The sequence below is a fragment of the Vibrio sp. Y42_MX_L11 genome (assembly GCF_024181785.1).
In the GTDB taxonomy this organism is placed as follows: domain Bacteria; phylum Pseudomonadota; class Gammaproteobacteria; order Enterobacterales; family Vibrionaceae; genus Vibrio; species Vibrio diabolicus.
The window spans coordinates 253936-269434 of the sequence record NZ_JAMZAP010000003.1 but is presented as its reverse complement, the minus strand read 5'-3'; the positions used below and the strand labels follow the sequence as shown (position 1 = coordinate 269434).

The following is a 15499-nucleotide window of genomic DNA, read 5'->3' as shown; positions in this document are numbered from 1 at the left end:
GTAACAATGAAAAAAGTTTATAGCTATATGCGGTTTAGCCGCCCAGAGCAAGCCAAGGGCAGCAGTATAGATCGGCAATCTCAATATGCCGAACAATACGCACTTGAACATGGGCTAGAGCTTGATAAGAGCTTAACCATGATGGACAAAGGGCTTAGTGCGTTTCACGGCGTGCATAAGACTAAAGGCGCGTTCGGTCAATTCTTATCAGCGGTAACGGCAGGCAAAGTTCCGTCTGGTTCTGTGCTTGTCGTTGAGTCATTAGACCGTTTAAGCCGTGAAGACCCGTTGATTGCTCAAGCTGCGCTCACCGATTTAATACTGTCTGGTATAACAGTCGTCACAGCCGCAGACAATCAAGTCTATTCTCGGGAAGAGATTCAACAAAACCCATTCAAGTTAATCATGTCCCTTGTGGTAATGATTAGAGCGAATGAAGAATCTGAAACTAAACAGCGTCGCTCTAACGCTTTCTTAAAGAGTGCTTTGAATCAATATCAAACGAATGGGAAGATTCGACGACTTGGGGCTGACCCTAGTTGGCTTGATTTCAACAAAGAAGATGACACTTATTCGTTTAACGAACGGGTAGAAGTGATTCGTCGAATACTGAGTTTGTACAATCAAGGAATAGGTTCTCTCAAGATAGCTAGACAACTAACAGAAGAGAGCATACCGACGTTATCAGGCAAGCGTAATGCTTGGGGACAGACTACAGTTGCAAACATCGTTAAGTCTCATGCTCTATATGGAATGAAGCGAATCAACGTTCAAGGTGTTGACTACGATCTTGAAGATTTCTATCCCGCGTTGATTACAAAATCAAAGTGGTTAGCGTTACAACAGCACAGATCAAAGCGAAGTAAAACAATGCATGGTCGAGGTGAAGTTGTTCATTTGATTACTGGTCATGGCAAAGGTTTTACAACTTGTGGTTACTGCGGAGGTGGGTTAGGTGCTCAAACACAAAAGCAATACAAGCGTTCTGGTGAGTACAGTAAAACAGTTACACGACTGCATTGTTTAACTCATAAAGAAACAAGCTCTTGTTGTTCGTCTGTGTTCTTAGAGCCAATAGAAAGTGCGGTATTGTTTGCAGCATGTATCGGTGTTGAACCTCAATCTTTAGTTCCTACAGTCAACAATGTTAACTACTCTGCTTTAATCGATGAAATAGACAACAAAGTTAAACATATCGTTGAACAGGTTACAGCAGGCGCTCCTTGGGAATTGTTCAAAGATGCTCACGACAAACTGAAGTTGGAAAAACAAAAGCTGATTAAAGAACGCGACTCACAGAAGCCAGATGTTAATCAAAGTGATGTTCAGAAATGGGTTAATAAGCTGGTGGAACTGGCTGATAAAGCACGAGCTAATGATAAAGAAGCTAGATTGAAATGTAGAACGCTAATCAACAGCATTTGTAAGAGTATTGTGATTAAGTTACGGGGTCATGATTTAAAATCTGAACCAGTTGTTTCGATTACATTTGTCACTGATGAGCAGTTTGAATTCAAAGTCAGTAAGAATGGAGCAGTACAGTTTGTTGATAATGGTATGGCAGTCAACAGAAGGCTAAAACCGCTACTGGCTTAGTATGTTCATTGATGATTTGAGAGGGAAGCGAAAAGCTTCCCTTTTTAGTTTTGAATAGGGCTACTCAAACAGCGAATTGGCATCGGTGCCTAACACGACACACAAATCCCTGATCATCTCGTCAGTCACACGAATCATGCCGCTTTCAATTTTGGCAAGCTTGCTACGCGTCATATCTATACCGTGTAAGCTACATTCACGCTCAAGATCTGCTTGAGACCATCCCTTGGATAAACGGCAATCGCGCACTCTTAGACCGATAATATTCTTCTTTTCCGTGACTTGGCTCATGGTTCTATTGGTCGAGGTGTAAATGAAAGTAGCTTCTCATGTAAATTTGCCATCTCTGCACCTGCATGGGTGCAATGTGCTTTTATTTTGAGGATGTTATGAGCAAAAAAGTAAAACTAGGAGTAGTCAGTGCGCTATCGGTGGCTGTATTGGCAGGTTGTCAGTCAACGGGGAGTCAATCTACTGCACAATCAGAATCTTACTCTGGCGAAATGACTCGCACAGAAGAAACGAACTTACTTCGATATAGAGACACGGTTGATATAAAAGTCAATTGGGATATCAACAAATTCCCAGATGGAAATAAATGGTCTCAAATGAGTAAAGGGTTTAAGTTGTCAGAACCGTTATCATTTGAATTTCCACTCACACAGATATTGGATTGTGGAGAGCGTAACAACGGTCTCAATACTCAAAAAGGAACGTTAACGATAACTAAAGCAGAAAGCGTCGAAAAAAGTTCGGCTACAACAGTTCATGGTTACGTAACTAGTGATGAGTTTGATGTGTCGGAGTGTTCAGCGACAGTTGAATTTATGGTTAAAGATACTTCTCGCAAGAAAGGACTTATTAGCTTAATAGCAGAAGGTCCTGATCAAAAACCAGCATACGGTACAGGCTTTGCGCGAACAGTTTACCCCAAACTGAAAGAGATGAAAGAAGAGGTATTAGCAGAAAGATATAACGCAGTTATTCAAGGACAAAAACAAGAGAAATTAGCTAGTTGGCACGTTCAAGAATTAACTGATACGGCTCAAGCTATTGGTATGATTGAAGTCTGCATGGAAAAAGGCACTTACTTTTTGCCAAATGATCGAAGAGCGAAGAGATTGATAAATGAATCAGAATCATATGCAAAAAATGACATTCACTCGAAAGTGACTGGTAAGCATTATTGGGACAGCTCAGTCTATAAAAAACAACGCCGCGTAGGGTTAATTGCAGCTAGAGGTATGTGGGAACATAGCTACTTAGAGTTCTCAAATATGTGTGCGGCTTTTCGAAACGCTGCTGATTCGGTAGCAAACAACTAATAGTCTAATGATGTTTATTTGAAGGGAGCAGATTGCTCCCTTTTTCGTATCTCGTTAACCCATAAATAAAACAATAAACGGTTAAAAATAACGGGATAACGGAACAATGGCATTATTCAACTCACAAACAGCTTCCGAAGCTGGTCGCAAGTCTAAACGCACATCGGCAAAGAAACTAATCATCGATTCAACACTTGACGAAGAAGAACTAACTAAGAACGCTTTGAATGGCGATTACGGTGCGGTGACTCAGCGTCAAGTGCTTTTGATGTTGATTCAACACCACCTTAAACATAAAGACAGATTGTTAAAGCAGTCAATTGACGAAGAAGACCTAGTGTCGGCAGCCTATTTAAAGACACTGGCAAGACACGAACTTGAAGCCATCATGGAGTCACACAATGCTTAAGCCAGTTAAGAAAGTACAGCAAGACTCTGAGTTAAATCATTGTGAGCTAACACATACACAGCTATTACGAGAAGTTGGCTCTTTAGATGAATATCGCCGCGAGCAGTTAAAAGACCAAGAATATCAAGAAGCGGCAGATCAACGACTTAACGCCATTCGAGAAAAGATGAAACAACATGAGCAAACGCGTTTGGCTTCGCAAGAAAAAGCGTTGCTTGAGCAATCAAAGCGTGAACGTAAACGAAGAGAGGTGCTTGAACAGCTCGGAGGTTTAAATGAATAAGATACTAGCTGGGTTGTTAGTCATTGTTATGCCTTTAGCGATTTCGAACATTTCGTTTTCAAACAACTATGGTGAGCTGCATTCAACACTTGATACCTTAGCGACACAACAAGAAATGGTGCTGGAAAGAACAGATATCATTCTTGATGATATTGATCTTGTAAAGGCAACGACTAAACACAATGGTGAGCGAATAGAGTCACTTGAAAGACTGCTTGCAGATTAAAACTAAGCCCTCGTAGAAATACGGGGGCTTTTTATTGGTTGTTGTCTATCAATAGAGTATAGCCATAGAGTATTACGATAGGACTCTATCATTTAAAGGTTTTAAAACTCAAAAGATAGAATTATCATATGAATACTTAAATGATAGTAAAGTGAGTACACAATGAAATACATCTATGCCAGAACATCGACTACAGACCAGAACGTTGACCAACAAGCGGCATATCTTCAGCGTACTCATGCCGATGCAAAAATAATTAAAGAACAAGCAAGCGGTAAGTCACTTGATCGACCAGAGTTTAATAAATTAAAAAGCAACCTGAAGTCAGGTGATAGCGTCGTAGTACTTTCGGTAAGTCGTCTAGGTCGTAATACAGTTGAAGTGCTTGAGTTCATCGAATGCATGAAGAAGCGAGAAGTCAACGTGTACGTAGATGATTTAGGGGGCTTAGATGTGACATCATCGACGGGTAAGCTAGTCCTAACGACATTAGCAGCGGTAGCAGAAATGCAACGAGACGAAATTCTTGATAAGCAGCGTATTGGTATTGAGCGTGCGAAGAGTGACGGGAAATATCGTGGTCGTGTTGCTTCTCCAGAGACTTCAAGGAAATGTGAAGAGGCTTTGAGTTATGTCGAAGCAGGGTTAAGCAAAGAGAAAGCAGCAAAAGCGGTTGGTATTGGTGTAGCAACTCTATACCGTCATTTAAAGAACAAGTAAGGCGATGAGCCTTAAGACATTGTACATAGTGTGATAGCGGCAACAATGCCGCTATTTTTGTATCTACGTTAAAGAAAAATGAGAAGTCTGTCGTCAATGATTTTGTACTGATTCGGTATGTTGTTAGTTTTCATTCATTGAGTAGTAAAAATGAAACTAAAGCAATCAACGTTAAACGCAATCAAAAGCTTGGGTAAAATTAATGACGGGCTTATTTTGCACGAAGGAAAACAACTTAGATCGCAAGATAACCTTAACAAGGTTATCGCGTATATTGATATCGAAGATGAGTTTCCACGTACATTCGGTGTATATCATGTAGAAGAGTTTTTGAAATCGATCAAGCTGGTTCATGATGCAGAACTTACTTTCGAAGATACACACGTACTGATTACGAACAAAGAAGGAATAGAGCTGGTTTATCAATATGCGAATCAAGAATTCGTCACTGAAGCTCCTGAAAAGTTGAACTTTCCGTCTGTAGATCCGCAATCTCACGCTGACGCGTTGGCACGATACGAAGAAGTACATAGCCAATATCTAATCGATTTAGAGCAATATAAAGTTAAAAAGGCTCAATACGACATTGATAAAGTGGCATATGAAGAGCAGTATGAAGCATATCGAGAAAAGCAAATAGTCTATATCAAGGAGCTTAACGCACATAGAGAGCGTCAAGAATCAATCGAAGAAACAGAAATCGATGCTGAGTTAGACAGCTTAGTTGAGTCATTGAATGAAAATGTAGAGATCAAAGCTTCAGTAGATACTAAACCAGTAGCTCCGGTAGAACCTAAACGACTTGTGAAGCCAGTTGAACCTAAAGAGCCGACAAAGCCGATTGAGGTTGTTCCTGAAGATTTTATTAACTTTTCTATTGATTATGAAGTCATCGAACAAGTCGTTAAAGCTTGTAAAACTCTTGGTCTAGAGCATATTCGATTTTATTCTGAATCAGAGTCCGAAACTCTTTACATCTCAGCGTGTGACAATTCAGGTTCGAAGAAGCACGCATTCAAAATTCCACTTGACCGATTTGATTCAAAGCGTGTCGTTGAAGCAATTATTCATTTTGATAGATTCAAAGTACTACCTAAAGATGATTATTCTGTAAGCATACACGTAGCTGGTTTATCACAGTTTAGGAACGATACACACACCTACTACTTAGCAACTGAAGCAGTTTAAAAGGAATAGAAAATGACAGAACAATTGAATGAAGTGTCTGAAACTAAAGATCTAGATTTAGAAGAACAACTCAACGTATTACTTAAAGAAAAAGAAAACGCAGAGAAAGCACAGAGAAATCGTGACAAAGCAATCGCGAAACTTCAACTTTCAATGAAAGGAGCAGCGTTAGATGAATTCAAAAAAACGTACGATAGGTTAAATATAACACCGCAAGACTTGGCTAAGCGTTTCGGCTTCGAAATTGCTGAAGAAAAAGTAGAGCTAGAGAAGGACAAAACCAAAAGTAAACGTAAAACTCAAGAGCACGTTTCATTCTTGTATATCAAAGATGGTGTCCAATACGAACGGAAAAGCTCAAGCCCTAGGTCGTTTCTCGTAGAACCGTGGAATTCGTTGTTATTCGACGGTAATATTAATGACCATTGTACGTTGTGGTATGCAGATGTTCCTGAAGAAGAAATCAAAGTTAGTGGTAAGTATGACGAACCCGCTAAGACTGTTAAAGTTACTCGAAAGTACTTTACTCAGGCTATGATCGACGGTGGAGAAAAACTGCCACAGAAGCATGTCGATATTAAGCGTACCGATAATAAAGTAATTCAAGATGTCGAGGCTTTAAAGACTTCTGTTCGTTCAATAAAGTGAAATGGGCACTACGTTAATGACGAAAAGCTAGTTCGTCTACTGGTTAGAAATCTAAATCAAGTTAAGAAGCGGTATGTCAATAAACTAAAACATAGTTTTGATGTACACGCTTTTGATAACTTCAAGAAACATTCTGATGATGTTGGTTTAGATTACGGCTCAGGGGTTCATACTTACGGTCAAGTTAATGCTGACGACATACTTTCAAACTATGTTGAATGGTATTCGTATTTTGATGATTCAGCACTTGCTGAAGAGTCATTTAGGAAAGCTCATGAAGATAGCAGGATCTGGTGTGACATTGAACTAAGTGAAGATGAACTAAAAGACGTAGTACAGCCTGATTTAGATGAAGTTCGTTTAGAGCTTTCAAAGAGTCGCAAACTTAAATCTGCCGCTGATAGCTCAAATGTCCAGTGGTGAAATTAATATAGAGGAATTGATGAAAAGATTACTAACCTACTTACTATGCTTATCTGCATTTTCAGTTAATGCAGATTTATATAATAAAAATCAAAACATGGAAGAAGGTTGGGCGTTGCTCTACGGTAGTCCGATGGCTGTGTCGCAAGCACCACAGTTACCTGGTGGAATGGTAATGACATCAATTCGAGAGGTCGAAGGCTACCCATCAGTCATTTTGAATACATATCAAGAATGTCCCACGCCAGAAGTGTATGATGTTAATAAAGCACAAATAGGGCAAACATGGGTCAACATGATCTCAGTATGCAGCAATGATAAACGAGTCGTTATTGGCGCAAAGACAAAAAGAGGTGCTGATTTCATTGTGCAACGATTGGTAAAGTCAAATACTCCAGTCGTGTTGAATCTACAGACGCCGTATTCGATACTAGATATATCAATTCCAGCTACTAACTTTAAACAAGCACTAGATTACTTCAGAGAAAAGGAACTAAATGCTCTGTAGTAAAAAATGAATAAACTAGCCCCGAACTCGGGGCTTTTTTATTCTTCAAGCATTTCAAATTGCGCTTCCTCTTCAGACCAATTTTTCTCAGCTAGGGCAGCACTGGCTAAGCGGTATTCTTCTTCGGTGATAATGTTTTCGGTTTGTTGAAAGTTTTCATTGCAGAACATCGACGGGTAGAACTGAATGATCTTTTCAATAGTGAATCTATCTGGCAGCAGTCTCATGCCTTTATCAAGTAGCTTAATTATGTCTTCAAGGTATTCGACATGCTCGGGTTCGATTAGAGGCTTGATAGCTTTCAATAGGTCACGGTTGTAGTTAATCGCTAATGAACTGATCATTTTATCGATTTTTTGTTGGTCTACTTCTGGCTCTTTCTCGAATAAATCTTCAATCTCATTCTCTTCGACGAGTAGTTCAATTTCTTCTACTTGCCAGTTCAAAGTTAGACTAGCCTTAACAGGGATACGTTTTGGTTTCGACTCAAGCACTTCTTGTCCCTCGTTGTTATTTTTAATAATCGATAGTATTTCGTCTTTTGAACGACTAAATGTATCGCAAGCATTCTGGACAATTGCGTCGAAACTGAGTTCATCATTGATTAAAAGAGTTGAAGTCTCTTTTAGTTTGCCGTGTACGTTTTTCGCGTCACCGTTATGAACTTCACCTATTTTGTTTTTATCAACACATGTAACACAAGCTATTTCAATTTCATGAGTATTGATATCGGCAAATAGTACTTGGGCGGTAGTCGCGTCAAGAGCAATAAAGTAATTGCCAATAGCTGCCGTATATAAATCGGAAGTGCTGTGTAGTTTACGGGAAATCTTCTTAGACAGTTGATCATGCTTTGAATCAAGCTGTTTATCTTTGCGGTCGTACTCAATCAATGTACGGACATTCAACTTATCGGTTTTCTTCAAAGTTACACGTTTGACCAAGTCTTTGTATGCGCGTTGACCTGTTTGTTCTTGCAAACGAACTTGAATCAAGTTGTTATTGGTGAATAGTGTTGCTTTTTTAGTTAATGATTGGTTCATTTTTCTTCTCTCTATTCTCTTTGGAATTTGTGTTAGATAGTTTGGTGTCAGTTAAGTCTGCAATGATTCGGGTAATTGATTTGTTGTTGTATTCAGGTAGTTCTTGTAGTGCTTCAGCTATAGCAATTGGAATACTGACTTTTAAGTATGCCTTATCTCTCATTTTCTATTTCTCTCACGATTTTGTAGATAGTCGATGTTGATATTTTGTATTGCTTGCTTATCTCATCGATGGTCAACTCGCTGTTCAAGTACAAGTCGTAAATGACTCGCTTTTGTTCTGGGGTTCTACGTGGCTTTCTGATTCTCATCTTTTCAATTTCTCTCTTTTTTGTGTTCTTACAATTCTATTTATATCGATGAAATCGATGAACGATGTGGTTTTAGTAAAAAAGTTGAAATTATTTTCAAATAGACAAGGTGAGGAAGAGGAGTGGGTTATAACTTCGCGTACGTTTTGACGTACACTTTGACTAAATCTCGCGTACGTTTTGACGTACACTTTGACTAAATCTCACGTACGTTTTGACGTACACTTCAAGTACAATTTCGCGTACGTTTCAAAAGGTATGATCGAGTAAAAACAATAGGTTATGATTTGAGAATCAAGGAGAACATAAACACAGGCAACGAGAAAGAGAACGAGAGTCCAAGGGAGGACAACAAGAAGAAAACGGGGAGCGAAGCGACCGACGCGAAGCGTCTAATTGGTCGTTCTTGGAACGTGGCTTCAATAGGTCTTCAATTGGGGCTACGCCCGTTCGCCTTCGGCTCACCTTGTTATCGCTTCGCTTATTACAAGTAGATGGTACTTGTGGTTCTTTGAATTGTCTTGACTTGTGTAGCGCAAGCTAGAAGTTCTTCAACGCGATTTTAAGACGGTTTTAACTGGCAAGTGATGAGTTTGCTAAATGAGTTGTTAAAGTTGGTTAGAATCGATTCTAGAGAATTGTGAATGGTATAACGTAAGCTAACGGTCTTCATGTACTCTCTAATACTTCTAATATTACTAACTTCACTAAAACTACTAATACTACTAAGATGATGCGGAATTTTTCCGGTTCTTCCAATTTGGTTCTTCTGGGTCTTCAATTGGTGCCTTCCGGCACGTTCGCTTCGCTCACAATGTATTTGACTTGTATAGCGCAAGCTAGATGCTCTTCAACGCGATTCTAAGACGATTTCAACTGGCTAGTAGTGTACTTTGTAAAATGAGTCTTTAAAGCCGCTTAGAATCGATTCTAGATGGGCTTTGACTGGTTTTAATGTAGATTTGCCTTGTATAAATACTTTTGAATGTTTTCAGGACTCTTGATTGTAAACCTTTTAGATGTTTTAAGCTGTCTCCAGTGACTTATAAATGCGATCGAATTCGTTAATCGTTAATTCATTCAATCGTAAAAACCTCTTGTTTGTTAAGCAGCCGCAAGGCTGCTTTTTTTTGGTTTGAATTTTTAGTGCCGTTAAATAAAAAAAACGAACAAGAGGTAAAATCATGCTTTGTCCAAGCTTATTATCAAGTCAAAATATCGATCCAGAAGAACATTTTTCAAATCAACAATTCGACCGTTCCTATTTGATTAAACGAATATTCGAGTCCATCGATGAGACTCATAAAAAAAGAAAAAGAGGTTTAACTGATGCTGACAAGAAGTACTTTGATCGACTCTTAACGGTTATTGAAGAATGGAGCCAAGAAGAGCTACTGGAACTTGCAGATGCAACACCTAGCGAATTCAGAAAATTGATGCGTGGGTGGTAGGTATGCTTGTTGAATCAATCAGAGCGGCAACACATGAACCAGCCATACGTTTTAAAACTGACTTAACAGAAGCTCGTCAACGTGTCGTAGACCTCGCTGTAGCTGAAGTTCGAAAGAAAGCCGAGCAAGGTGAAACTGTTGCAGAGTTGACGCTTGACCACATCGTAAACACCAGAGCGTATAACTCTCAGTATTAAATGGTAATTACCGTTTAGTACGCGCACTATGCTAATATGCTAGTACGCTATTATCATGGAGCACATGCAGTGGGAAAAGAGCAAGTAGAGAAAGAAAATGAAATAAAATGTTTTGTAATCATGCCTATTTCTGCTCAAAGCGGTTATGAGCCTGAGCATTTTACGTTAGTTTATGAAGACATAATTAAACCTGCGATAAAAGCGGCTGGGATGATACCCGTTAGAGCTGATGAAACGGCAAATACTAATTTGATACAATTAGATATACTGAGAAAGGTTATCGAATCAGATATTGCTATCTGTGATATGAGTTCTAAAAATCCTAATGTATTTTATGAGTTGGGTGTAAGGCAGGCTTTCGATAAGCCGACAGTATTAATGATTGATGATGAAACAGCAGCTCCTTTTGACGTTTCTAGTTTAAGGTATGTTGATTATAAACGAGGTATGAAGTTTAGGGATGTAAAGAGTGCAATTGAAAAGCTTAAAGTTACGCTGATTGATACTTATCATAAACGTGAAGACCGGTCAGAAATCAACTCTCTGATTCGATTGCTTGAACTCACTGCACCAGCTCAACTTAGTCAATCAGATTTGACTGATGAAGACCGTAATGAAAAGTTACATGAAATACAGTTGAACACGATGATGGAGTTAATGCATTCATTAAATGTTAGTCAAAGTCAAATTATGAGTGAGTTGAATGAAATTAGAAGAAAGGGCGATTTTGACGTGCCAGTTTCAGCTGAAGAACTTTTTAATAAAAGTTATTCTCCTAAAGTAAGGAAGCCAACAACATGGTTTACTGAGAAAGAACTAAAAGATCTTCTTTCTGCCTCAACAAAAGATAATATCAAAACCTGAGTTGCATTAGTTGTAATACAATTACACAACCATCATCAATATTGTAATGTCAACAAGCGAGCTACTAGCTCGCTTAATTTATTAAAATCAGCGCTATTTCAATGAGTTGTGGTTCTTTATCTAATTCAACAACCTTTTTCTTTCGTCTACTCGCTTCTGACTTCAGTATGGGGTTGTCGTCCAGTTCTAATTGTTCTTTATTATTCATCATCTTTCCCATCTAAAATAGTGTTAATCACGCTTTCAATTTGTTCAAATGAGCCATTGACTCGTGCCTTTCGTAAAGCGATCAAATCAGACAGCTTAGCGTTTGAATTAGCAAGAATTGAACTGGCGTCGGCAAGTTCTAGGTCTTCTAAGAAATCTTGAATGTCCATTTCCTCTTGAACTCTATCTAGTTCAAACAAAGCATTAAACACAGCAAGTTGTTTAGTAATGGCAGAACCAAGTACACTTTTCATCGAAACATCACGAGCCAATTGACCAATGGTTGTCGCCGAACAACCAGCCGCTTTAGTCCTCATTAACTGCTTTTCGTGATCAAGTACTTGTTGTGGCGTACGGCAATGAATGACTTGCCAACGTAGTTCGCCAAGTGCATCAACTTGACCAGTACTCAAGTACTGTGATGCGGCAACCGAGTCATCAATAGCGCGGCTATGTTGTTTAAAGCTAGTTAACTCGACAGGCTTAACCGTAATGCTTGATTTAGTAACCTTCTGTTCTTCAGCTTCTTCTAATCGTTCCAATTTTAACTCAGCAGAGTACAAGGCGGCTTCAAGTTCAGCGATTCGTTTTTGTTCTTTAGTTAGTCGCATGTCCAATATCCTTTAATTATTTTCTATTGATTCGAAGCCAGTCTCGGAAAGCGTGGCTATCTGTTTTAGCTACTGGTTTAGGCATGCTAGAGTAGTGCTGACACTCGCGCATGAACTGGTCGAGGTGCTTGCCATGAAGCAAGTACTTAATATCATCGGCTAAGTCTTCCATACTCCTTTTACTGCCTATTCGTTTTTCGACTGTTGCTAGGTATTCAATTGATTTGTCTTTTAATACGATTTCAAATTCGTGTTGATATACCTTTACAGCGTTTGGTGACTGTTGTTCAAGTGTTGCTAATCGACTAACAACGCTATATAGAAAGTCACTGTCCAACGCTGAAGCTGCCTTTTTTAATTCTTGAAAATACATGTTTAAATCCCGTTTTTTATGATTATTGTTTGTGCCTTCGCTAGCCAGTAGTTGGCAGCTAACAAATCTTCTCGTTGTGACACCGTAATGTCTTTACGTTCTAGTTGACGTTGAACCCAGTTCTTAAACTGAGAATCAGTAAACGTCATTTGCTCGCGGTCTAACGTCGTTCTACCAACAGCGAACTTAAGATCGTCGTTTGCTTTGTCGTAGGCGTAGAGTACTTGTGACTGTTCTTTAGTTCGTTTGCGTTCTTCAAATTCGGCTTGCCTTTGAACTTGCTCTAGTTCATTTGAATGAGCAGATAAGAGTATTTCAAGCTCTTCTTCGTCTAACCATTGATTAAGTCCACCAGCAACACGACAAGAAGCTTGAAACGCTTCCGGTGCTTGATATTGAATAGCATCTAGAACAGCACTAGCAAGCCAACGATTTGAAGTGTCACGCTGAACGTGATTGAGATTAATCTGCTGCATAACCGAGTCCTTTTAAACGTGCTTTAAATCGATTAACGTACTTGGTTACAGTGTTCCGTGAGCAATTGTTTTCACGAGCTAGAGAGCTAATCGATTTGATACCTAGACAAGACAATATTGCCAGTTCGGCACTGGCTATCTCATCAAACCGTTCTGGTCTGCCGCCTGCGTTTTTCATATTATTGCCTCTATGTTGTAATTTAGAATTGCCGCTTTTCGCACCAACTAGCGCGGCTAACTAGCAGGAATTGGAATCATTCGGTGCATGAGCAAGAGCAACTTTGCTTCATACAGTTATTTATAAAGAGTTTTTGAGCAGGTTATTGAGCATGAAAAAACCCTCGACGTGATGCGAGGGCTAGAGTGATTAGAGTTTGGCGTTGATGATGAATTGTAATTGTTTACTAGCGGCTTCTACGTTGTCTATTGCTAGAAATGCCGCTGCCTTTGATGTCTGGTCACAGAGCTTTTCTATTGCTTCAAGCTTGCGAATGGCTTCGGCGTATAGCTTCTTGTCGATCTTGCCTTTAATAAGAGTTAATTTGCCGCCTTTAGTGCTTGAACGTCGGTAGTCTTCTAGAGTCGTTAAAAACTGGCTGGTCATCTGCCTTGTTTCTATCGCAAGAGTTTTAAGCTGCTTAGATTGTTTGGCTTGATCGTTGGTATTGTTAACAACTATTTTGGCGAGCTGTTGAAGCTCTTCAAATGAAGCAACAAGAGTTGTTGTATATGAGTTAATCTGGCGACTTAACTTTGTTGCTTCACTTGGCTCAAACAAACTCGATAAGGCGCGTTCAAGGAGTAGTTTCAATCTTTTGTTGAGTACTTTTCCTGTTTTAGCCGTGTTCTTTCGTAACCATTTACGAGCCGAGTCGATAGCACTAGATTCAGCAAGGAATTCATCGAATGTCAGAGTGGTTGGTGTTGGTTTCATGTAAATATCTCCCGTTTTGAAGATATTTATGGTTGGGTCAAACTTGAGTTGATACTAGGAGAATTGAGCGTAATGCTAAGCTGTAGTCCGATCATGTTTCCATCAAAAATATCTATGTATTTCTTTGATTTAGTGATGAATATGGAGGAAAATGCGTAGATATACGCGAAAAAGGGTGGGGTGGCTTTGTTTTTAACTACTGAACAACGTTTAACTGAAAAGCTGAACGAAGAAAAGGGATATCTTTGGAAAGCGGTTGAAGAACTCAAAGCCAAGATTGATGAAACCAATAACCAGTTGAACTTACTTGAGCAGAGCGCACCTGATCATTTTTCCAAGGTGCTTGGTGCGAGACAGAGAGTCAGCGAAGTCAAGAATAAGGCTGAAGAGCGCTTAGGAGAGATCGACGCCATCTATAAAAGCGTTGAAGCGGCAAAGGAGCTTGTAACATCGTTGAAAGAGGAAGCTGATTCAAATCTGGCTACTGTTAAAGAATATGAATCAACAGCTTCCGATAAATCAGAGTCTATAGCTCAATACCACGAGCAATATTTGGAGTCAAAGGCGGAAATAGATGAAGCTCTAGTTGAACTTAATCGTCTCGTTGCTGAGAAAGAGCGTTTAGCTGTCAAAGTTGAGTCGCTCTCTGAACAAGTGACCAGTACCGAACTGGTAGCAAGTAAGTTGAAGTCTTTACTGACTACTGCAACTAAGCAAAAAAGTGAATTTGATACTCTTCATGGAGAAGTCTTTGGTTTTACATATGAGGATGAAAACGGCGAAGAAGTTGAACAAGCTGGTTTAAAAGATGAGCTTGAGATTGCTTATTCTAAAGTCAAAAGTGACGTTTCTTCATTGAACGAAGAAGTTTCAAACATAGAACAACGATACAATGAAAAGCTAGATACTATTGAAGGGAAATATCAAGAAGGCTTACAGTCTTTTGTGTCTAAGGCCGAAAAGCAATACAGTTCTATCGTCGAGCAGATAAAATCACTTCTTCCCGATGCTCTAACAGCCGGTCTTTCTGGTGCATATATCGACAAGATCAAAGTTGAAAAAGAACAACTGGAGAAACATGAAGCTTCATTCAATAAAGCGATTGGTTGGTTAATTATATGTTCTTTGCTGCCCGTTGCTTTCAGTATGGTTCGAGTGATTTTTTTAAATGAGCCGTTTGAATCAGTTATTCAAGATGCACCAATGATTTATTCGATGATGCTACCGGTTTATGCACCAATTCTTTGGGTGGCTTACTCTTCAAATAAGAGCTACAAGCTTAGCAAACGACTAATCGAAGAGTACACACATAAAGAAGTTTCGAGCCGAACATTTGAAGGGTTGTCAAATCAGATTGACAACATCGGTGAAGATGATACGAGTGGTGAGTTGAGAACTAAATTGCTCTTCAACTTACTTCAAGTAAACAGTGAAAACCCAGGTAAATTAATATCTGATTACAACAACTCTGATCACCCAATCATCGACGCTATCGATAAAAGCTCAAAGTTAGCCGATGCGATTAATCGACTAGACAATGTACCTTTGGTTAGTCCATTGCTACGGCATCTTAATGCGAAAGAAAGAAACAAGATTGAGCAAAAAGAAAAAGATATGTTGAATGTAGTTGATGTAGCGATGACTCCCGAAGGTAAGGCTCAAGAAGAAGAGTCGCCCCATAAAGCAAACTAAGTCGGCTAATTGAA

21 protein-coding genes are annotated in these 15499 nt (G+C 39.3%); 13 read left to right on the top strand and 8 right to left on the bottom strand.

What is annotated here, in order from left to right; translation table 11 throughout:
- Positions 1-6: 6 nt before the first annotated feature.
- Positions 7-1596: a recombinase family protein gene (locus NL643_RS04945; protein ID WP_253644022.1), complete on the top strand. Its 1590-nt coding sequence runs from the start codon at positions 7-9 to the stop codon at positions 1594-1596.
- A gap of 60 nt (positions 1597-1656) precedes the next feature.
- On the opposite strand, the gene NL643_RS04940 is transcribed toward NL643_RS04945, so the two are convergent.
- Entirely contained in the window at positions 1657-1887 is a 231-nt protein-coding gene (locus tag NL643_RS04940) for a helix-turn-helix domain-containing protein (protein WP_025818071.1), read from the bottom strand.
- 98 nt (positions 1888-1985) lie between these two features.
- On the opposite strand from NL643_RS04940, the gene NL643_RS04935 reads away from it, so the two are divergent.
- The 8 genes from NL643_RS04935 (at position 1986) to NL643_RS04900 (ending at position 7326) form a co-directional block, all read left to right on the top strand.
- Positions 1986-2921, top strand: coding sequence for a hypothetical protein (locus NL643_RS04935; RefSeq protein ID WP_253644021.1), 936 nt, complete (start codon positions 1986-1988; stop codon positions 2919-2921).
- 106 nt (positions 2922-3027) lie between these two features.
- Positions 3028-3330, top strand: coding sequence for a hypothetical protein (locus tag NL643_RS04930; RefSeq protein ID WP_045629513.1), 303 nt, complete (start codon positions 3028-3030; stop codon positions 3328-3330).
- A complete protein-coding gene (locus NL643_RS04925) occupies positions 3323-3613 on the top strand; it encodes a hypothetical protein (RefSeq protein WP_253644020.1) in 291 nt (96 codons plus the stop codon). Before NL643_RS04930 ends, NL643_RS04925 begins: the two co-directional genes overlap by 8 nt.
- A complete protein-coding gene (locus NL643_RS04920; RefSeq protein WP_253644019.1) occupies positions 3606-3839 on the top strand; it encodes a hypothetical protein in 234 nt (77 codons plus the stop codon). The genes NL643_RS04925 and NL643_RS04920 overlap by 8 nt, the downstream gene beginning before the upstream one ends.
- Positions 3840-4001: 162 nt before the next feature.
- Positions 4002-4559, top strand: a complete 558-nt coding sequence (locus NL643_RS04915) for a recombinase family protein (RefSeq protein WP_253644018.1) — start codon at positions 4002-4004, stop codon at positions 4557-4559.
- A 150-nt stretch (positions 4560-4709) separates the two neighbouring features.
- Complete coding sequence (locus tag NL643_RS04910; RefSeq protein ID WP_253644017.1) at positions 4710-5747, top strand: hypothetical protein; 1038 nt, start codon at positions 4710-4712, stop codon at positions 5745-5747.
- 12 nt (positions 5748-5759) lie between these two features.
- Complete coding sequence (locus NL643_RS04905; RefSeq protein ID WP_253644016.1) at positions 5760-6395, top strand: hypothetical protein; 636 nt, start codon at positions 5760-5762, stop codon at positions 6393-6395.
- Positions 6396-6837: 442 nt separating this feature from the next.
- A complete protein-coding gene (locus NL643_RS04900) occupies positions 6838-7326 on the top strand; it encodes a hypothetical protein (protein ID WP_253644015.1) in 489 nt (162 codons plus the stop codon).
- A 38-nt stretch (positions 7327-7364) separates the two neighbouring features.
- Here NL643_RS04900 and NL643_RS04895 read toward each other — a convergent pair whose 3' ends face one another.
- Positions 7365-8369, bottom strand: coding sequence for a hypothetical protein (locus tag NL643_RS04895; RefSeq protein WP_253644014.1), 1005 nt, complete (start codon positions 8367-8369; stop codon positions 7365-7367).
- On the bottom strand, positions 8350-8532 hold the full coding sequence (locus NL643_RS04890) for a hypothetical protein (RefSeq protein ID WP_153645775.1): 183 nt from the start codon (positions 8530-8532) through the stop codon (positions 8350-8352). Before NL643_RS04890 ends, NL643_RS04895 begins: the two co-directional genes overlap by 20 nt.
- Positions 8533-9864: 1332 nt before the next feature.
- Here NL643_RS04890 and NL643_RS04885 point away from each other — a divergent pair.
- The 3 genes from NL643_RS04885 to NL643_RS04875 all read left to right on the top strand — a co-directional run bounded on the left by NL643_RS04885 (position 9865) and on the right by NL643_RS04875 (position 11192).
- Positions 9865-10131: a hypothetical protein gene (locus tag NL643_RS04885; RefSeq protein WP_253644013.1), complete on the top strand. Its 267-nt coding sequence runs from the start codon at positions 9865-9867 to the stop codon at positions 10129-10131.
- 2 nt (positions 10132-10133) lie between these two features.
- Entirely contained in the window at positions 10134-10328 is a 195-nt protein-coding gene (locus NL643_RS04880) for a hypothetical protein (RefSeq protein ID WP_253644012.1), read from the top strand.
- A 69-nt stretch (positions 10329-10397) separates the two neighbouring features.
- Positions 10398-11192: a hypothetical protein gene (locus tag NL643_RS04875; RefSeq protein ID WP_253644011.1), complete on the top strand. Its 795-nt coding sequence runs from the start codon at positions 10398-10400 to the stop codon at positions 11190-11192.
- 200 nt (positions 11193-11392) lie between these two features.
- Here NL643_RS04875 and NL643_RS04870 read toward each other — a convergent pair whose 3' ends face one another.
- The 5 genes from NL643_RS04870 to NL643_RS04850 all read right to left on the bottom strand — a co-directional run bounded on the left by NL643_RS04870 (position 11393) and on the right by NL643_RS04850 (position 13793).
- A complete protein-coding gene (locus NL643_RS04870) occupies positions 11393-12010 on the bottom strand; it encodes a hypothetical protein (protein ID WP_253644010.1) in 618 nt (205 codons plus the stop codon).
- 16 nt (positions 12011-12026) lie between these two features.
- Positions 12027-12383, bottom strand: coding sequence for a hypothetical protein (locus NL643_RS04865; RefSeq protein WP_253644009.1), 357 nt, complete (start codon positions 12381-12383; stop codon positions 12027-12029).
- Positions 12384-12385: 2 nt separating this feature from the next.
- Positions 12386-12859, bottom strand: coding sequence for a hypothetical protein (locus NL643_RS04860; protein WP_253644008.1), 474 nt, complete (start codon positions 12857-12859; stop codon positions 12386-12388).
- Positions 12846-13037 (bottom strand): hypothetical protein, encoded by a 192-nt coding sequence (locus NL643_RS04855; protein WP_253644007.1) that lies wholly within the window; start codon positions 13035-13037, stop codon positions 12846-12848. The genes NL643_RS04860 and NL643_RS04855 overlap by 14 nt, the downstream gene beginning before the upstream one ends.
- A gap of 189 nt (positions 13038-13226) precedes the next feature.
- A complete protein-coding gene (locus NL643_RS04850; RefSeq protein ID WP_253644006.1) occupies positions 13227-13793 on the bottom strand; it encodes a hypothetical protein in 567 nt (188 codons plus the stop codon).
- A 186-nt stretch (positions 13794-13979) separates the two neighbouring features.
- On the opposite strand from NL643_RS04850, the gene NL643_RS04845 reads away from it, so the two are divergent.
- Positions 13980-15485: a hypothetical protein gene (locus tag NL643_RS04845; protein WP_253644005.1), complete on the top strand. Its 1506-nt coding sequence runs from the start codon at positions 13980-13982 to the stop codon at positions 15483-15485.
- Positions 15486-15499 lie beyond the last annotated feature (14 nt).

Coding starts and splice junctions, on each gene's coding strand:
- NL643_RS04945 (WP_253644022.1), top strand. CDS start 7: ATGAAAAAAGTTTATAGCTATATGCGGTTTAGCCGCCCAGAGCAAGCC.
- NL643_RS04940 (WP_025818071.1), bottom strand. CDS start 1,887: ATGAGCCAAGTCACGGAAAAGAAGAATATTATCGGTCTAAGAGTGCGC.
- NL643_RS04935 (WP_253644021.1), top strand. CDS start 1,986: ATGAGCAAAAAAGTAAAACTAGGAGTAGTCAGTGCGCTATCGGTGGCT.
- NL643_RS04930 (WP_045629513.1), top strand. CDS start 3,028: ATGGCATTATTCAACTCACAAACAGCTTCCGAAGCTGGTCGCAAGTCT.
- NL643_RS04925 (WP_253644020.1), top strand. CDS start 3,323: ATGCTTAAGCCAGTTAAGAAAGTACAGCAAGACTCTGAGTTAAATCAT.
- NL643_RS04920 (WP_253644019.1), top strand. CDS start 3,606: ATGAATAAGATACTAGCTGGGTTGTTAGTCATTGTTATGCCTTTAGCG.
- NL643_RS04915 (WP_253644018.1), top strand. CDS start 4,002: ATGAAATACATCTATGCCAGAACATCGACTACAGACCAGAACGTTGAC.
- NL643_RS04910 (WP_253644017.1), top strand. CDS start 4,710: ATGAAACTAAAGCAATCAACGTTAAACGCAATCAAAAGCTTGGGTAAA.
- NL643_RS04905 (WP_253644016.1), top strand. CDS start 5,760: ATGACAGAACAATTGAATGAAGTGTCTGAAACTAAAGATCTAGATTTA.
- NL643_RS04900 (WP_253644015.1), top strand. CDS start 6,838: ATGAAAAGATTACTAACCTACTTACTATGCTTATCTGCATTTTCAGTT.
- NL643_RS04895 (WP_253644014.1), bottom strand. CDS start 8,369: ATGAACCAATCATTAACTAAAAAAGCAACACTATTCACCAATAACAAC.
- NL643_RS04890 (WP_153645775.1), bottom strand. CDS start 8,532: ATGAGAGATAAGGCATACTTAAAAGTCAGTATTCCAATTGCTATAGCT.
- NL643_RS04885 (WP_253644013.1), top strand. CDS start 9,865: ATGCTTTGTCCAAGCTTATTATCAAGTCAAAATATCGATCCAGAAGAA.
- NL643_RS04880 (WP_253644012.1), top strand. CDS start 10,134: ATGCTTGTTGAATCAATCAGAGCGGCAACACATGAACCAGCCATACGT.
- NL643_RS04870 (WP_253644010.1), bottom strand. CDS start 12,010: ATGCGACTAACTAAAGAACAAAAACGAATCGCTGAACTTGAAGCCGCC.
- NL643_RS04865 (WP_253644009.1), bottom strand. CDS start 12,383: ATGTATTTTCAAGAATTAAAAAAGGCAGCTTCAGCGTTGGACAGTGAC.
- NL643_RS04860 (WP_253644008.1), bottom strand. CDS start 12,859: ATGCAGCAGATTAATCTCAATCACGTTCAGCGTGACACTTCAAATCGT.
- NL643_RS04855 (WP_253644007.1), bottom strand. CDS start 13,037: ATGAAAAACGCAGGCGGCAGACCAGAACGGTTTGATGAGATAGCCAGT.
- NL643_RS04850 (WP_253644006.1), bottom strand. CDS start 13,793: ATGAAACCAACACCAACCACTCTGACATTCGATGAATTCCTTGCTGAA.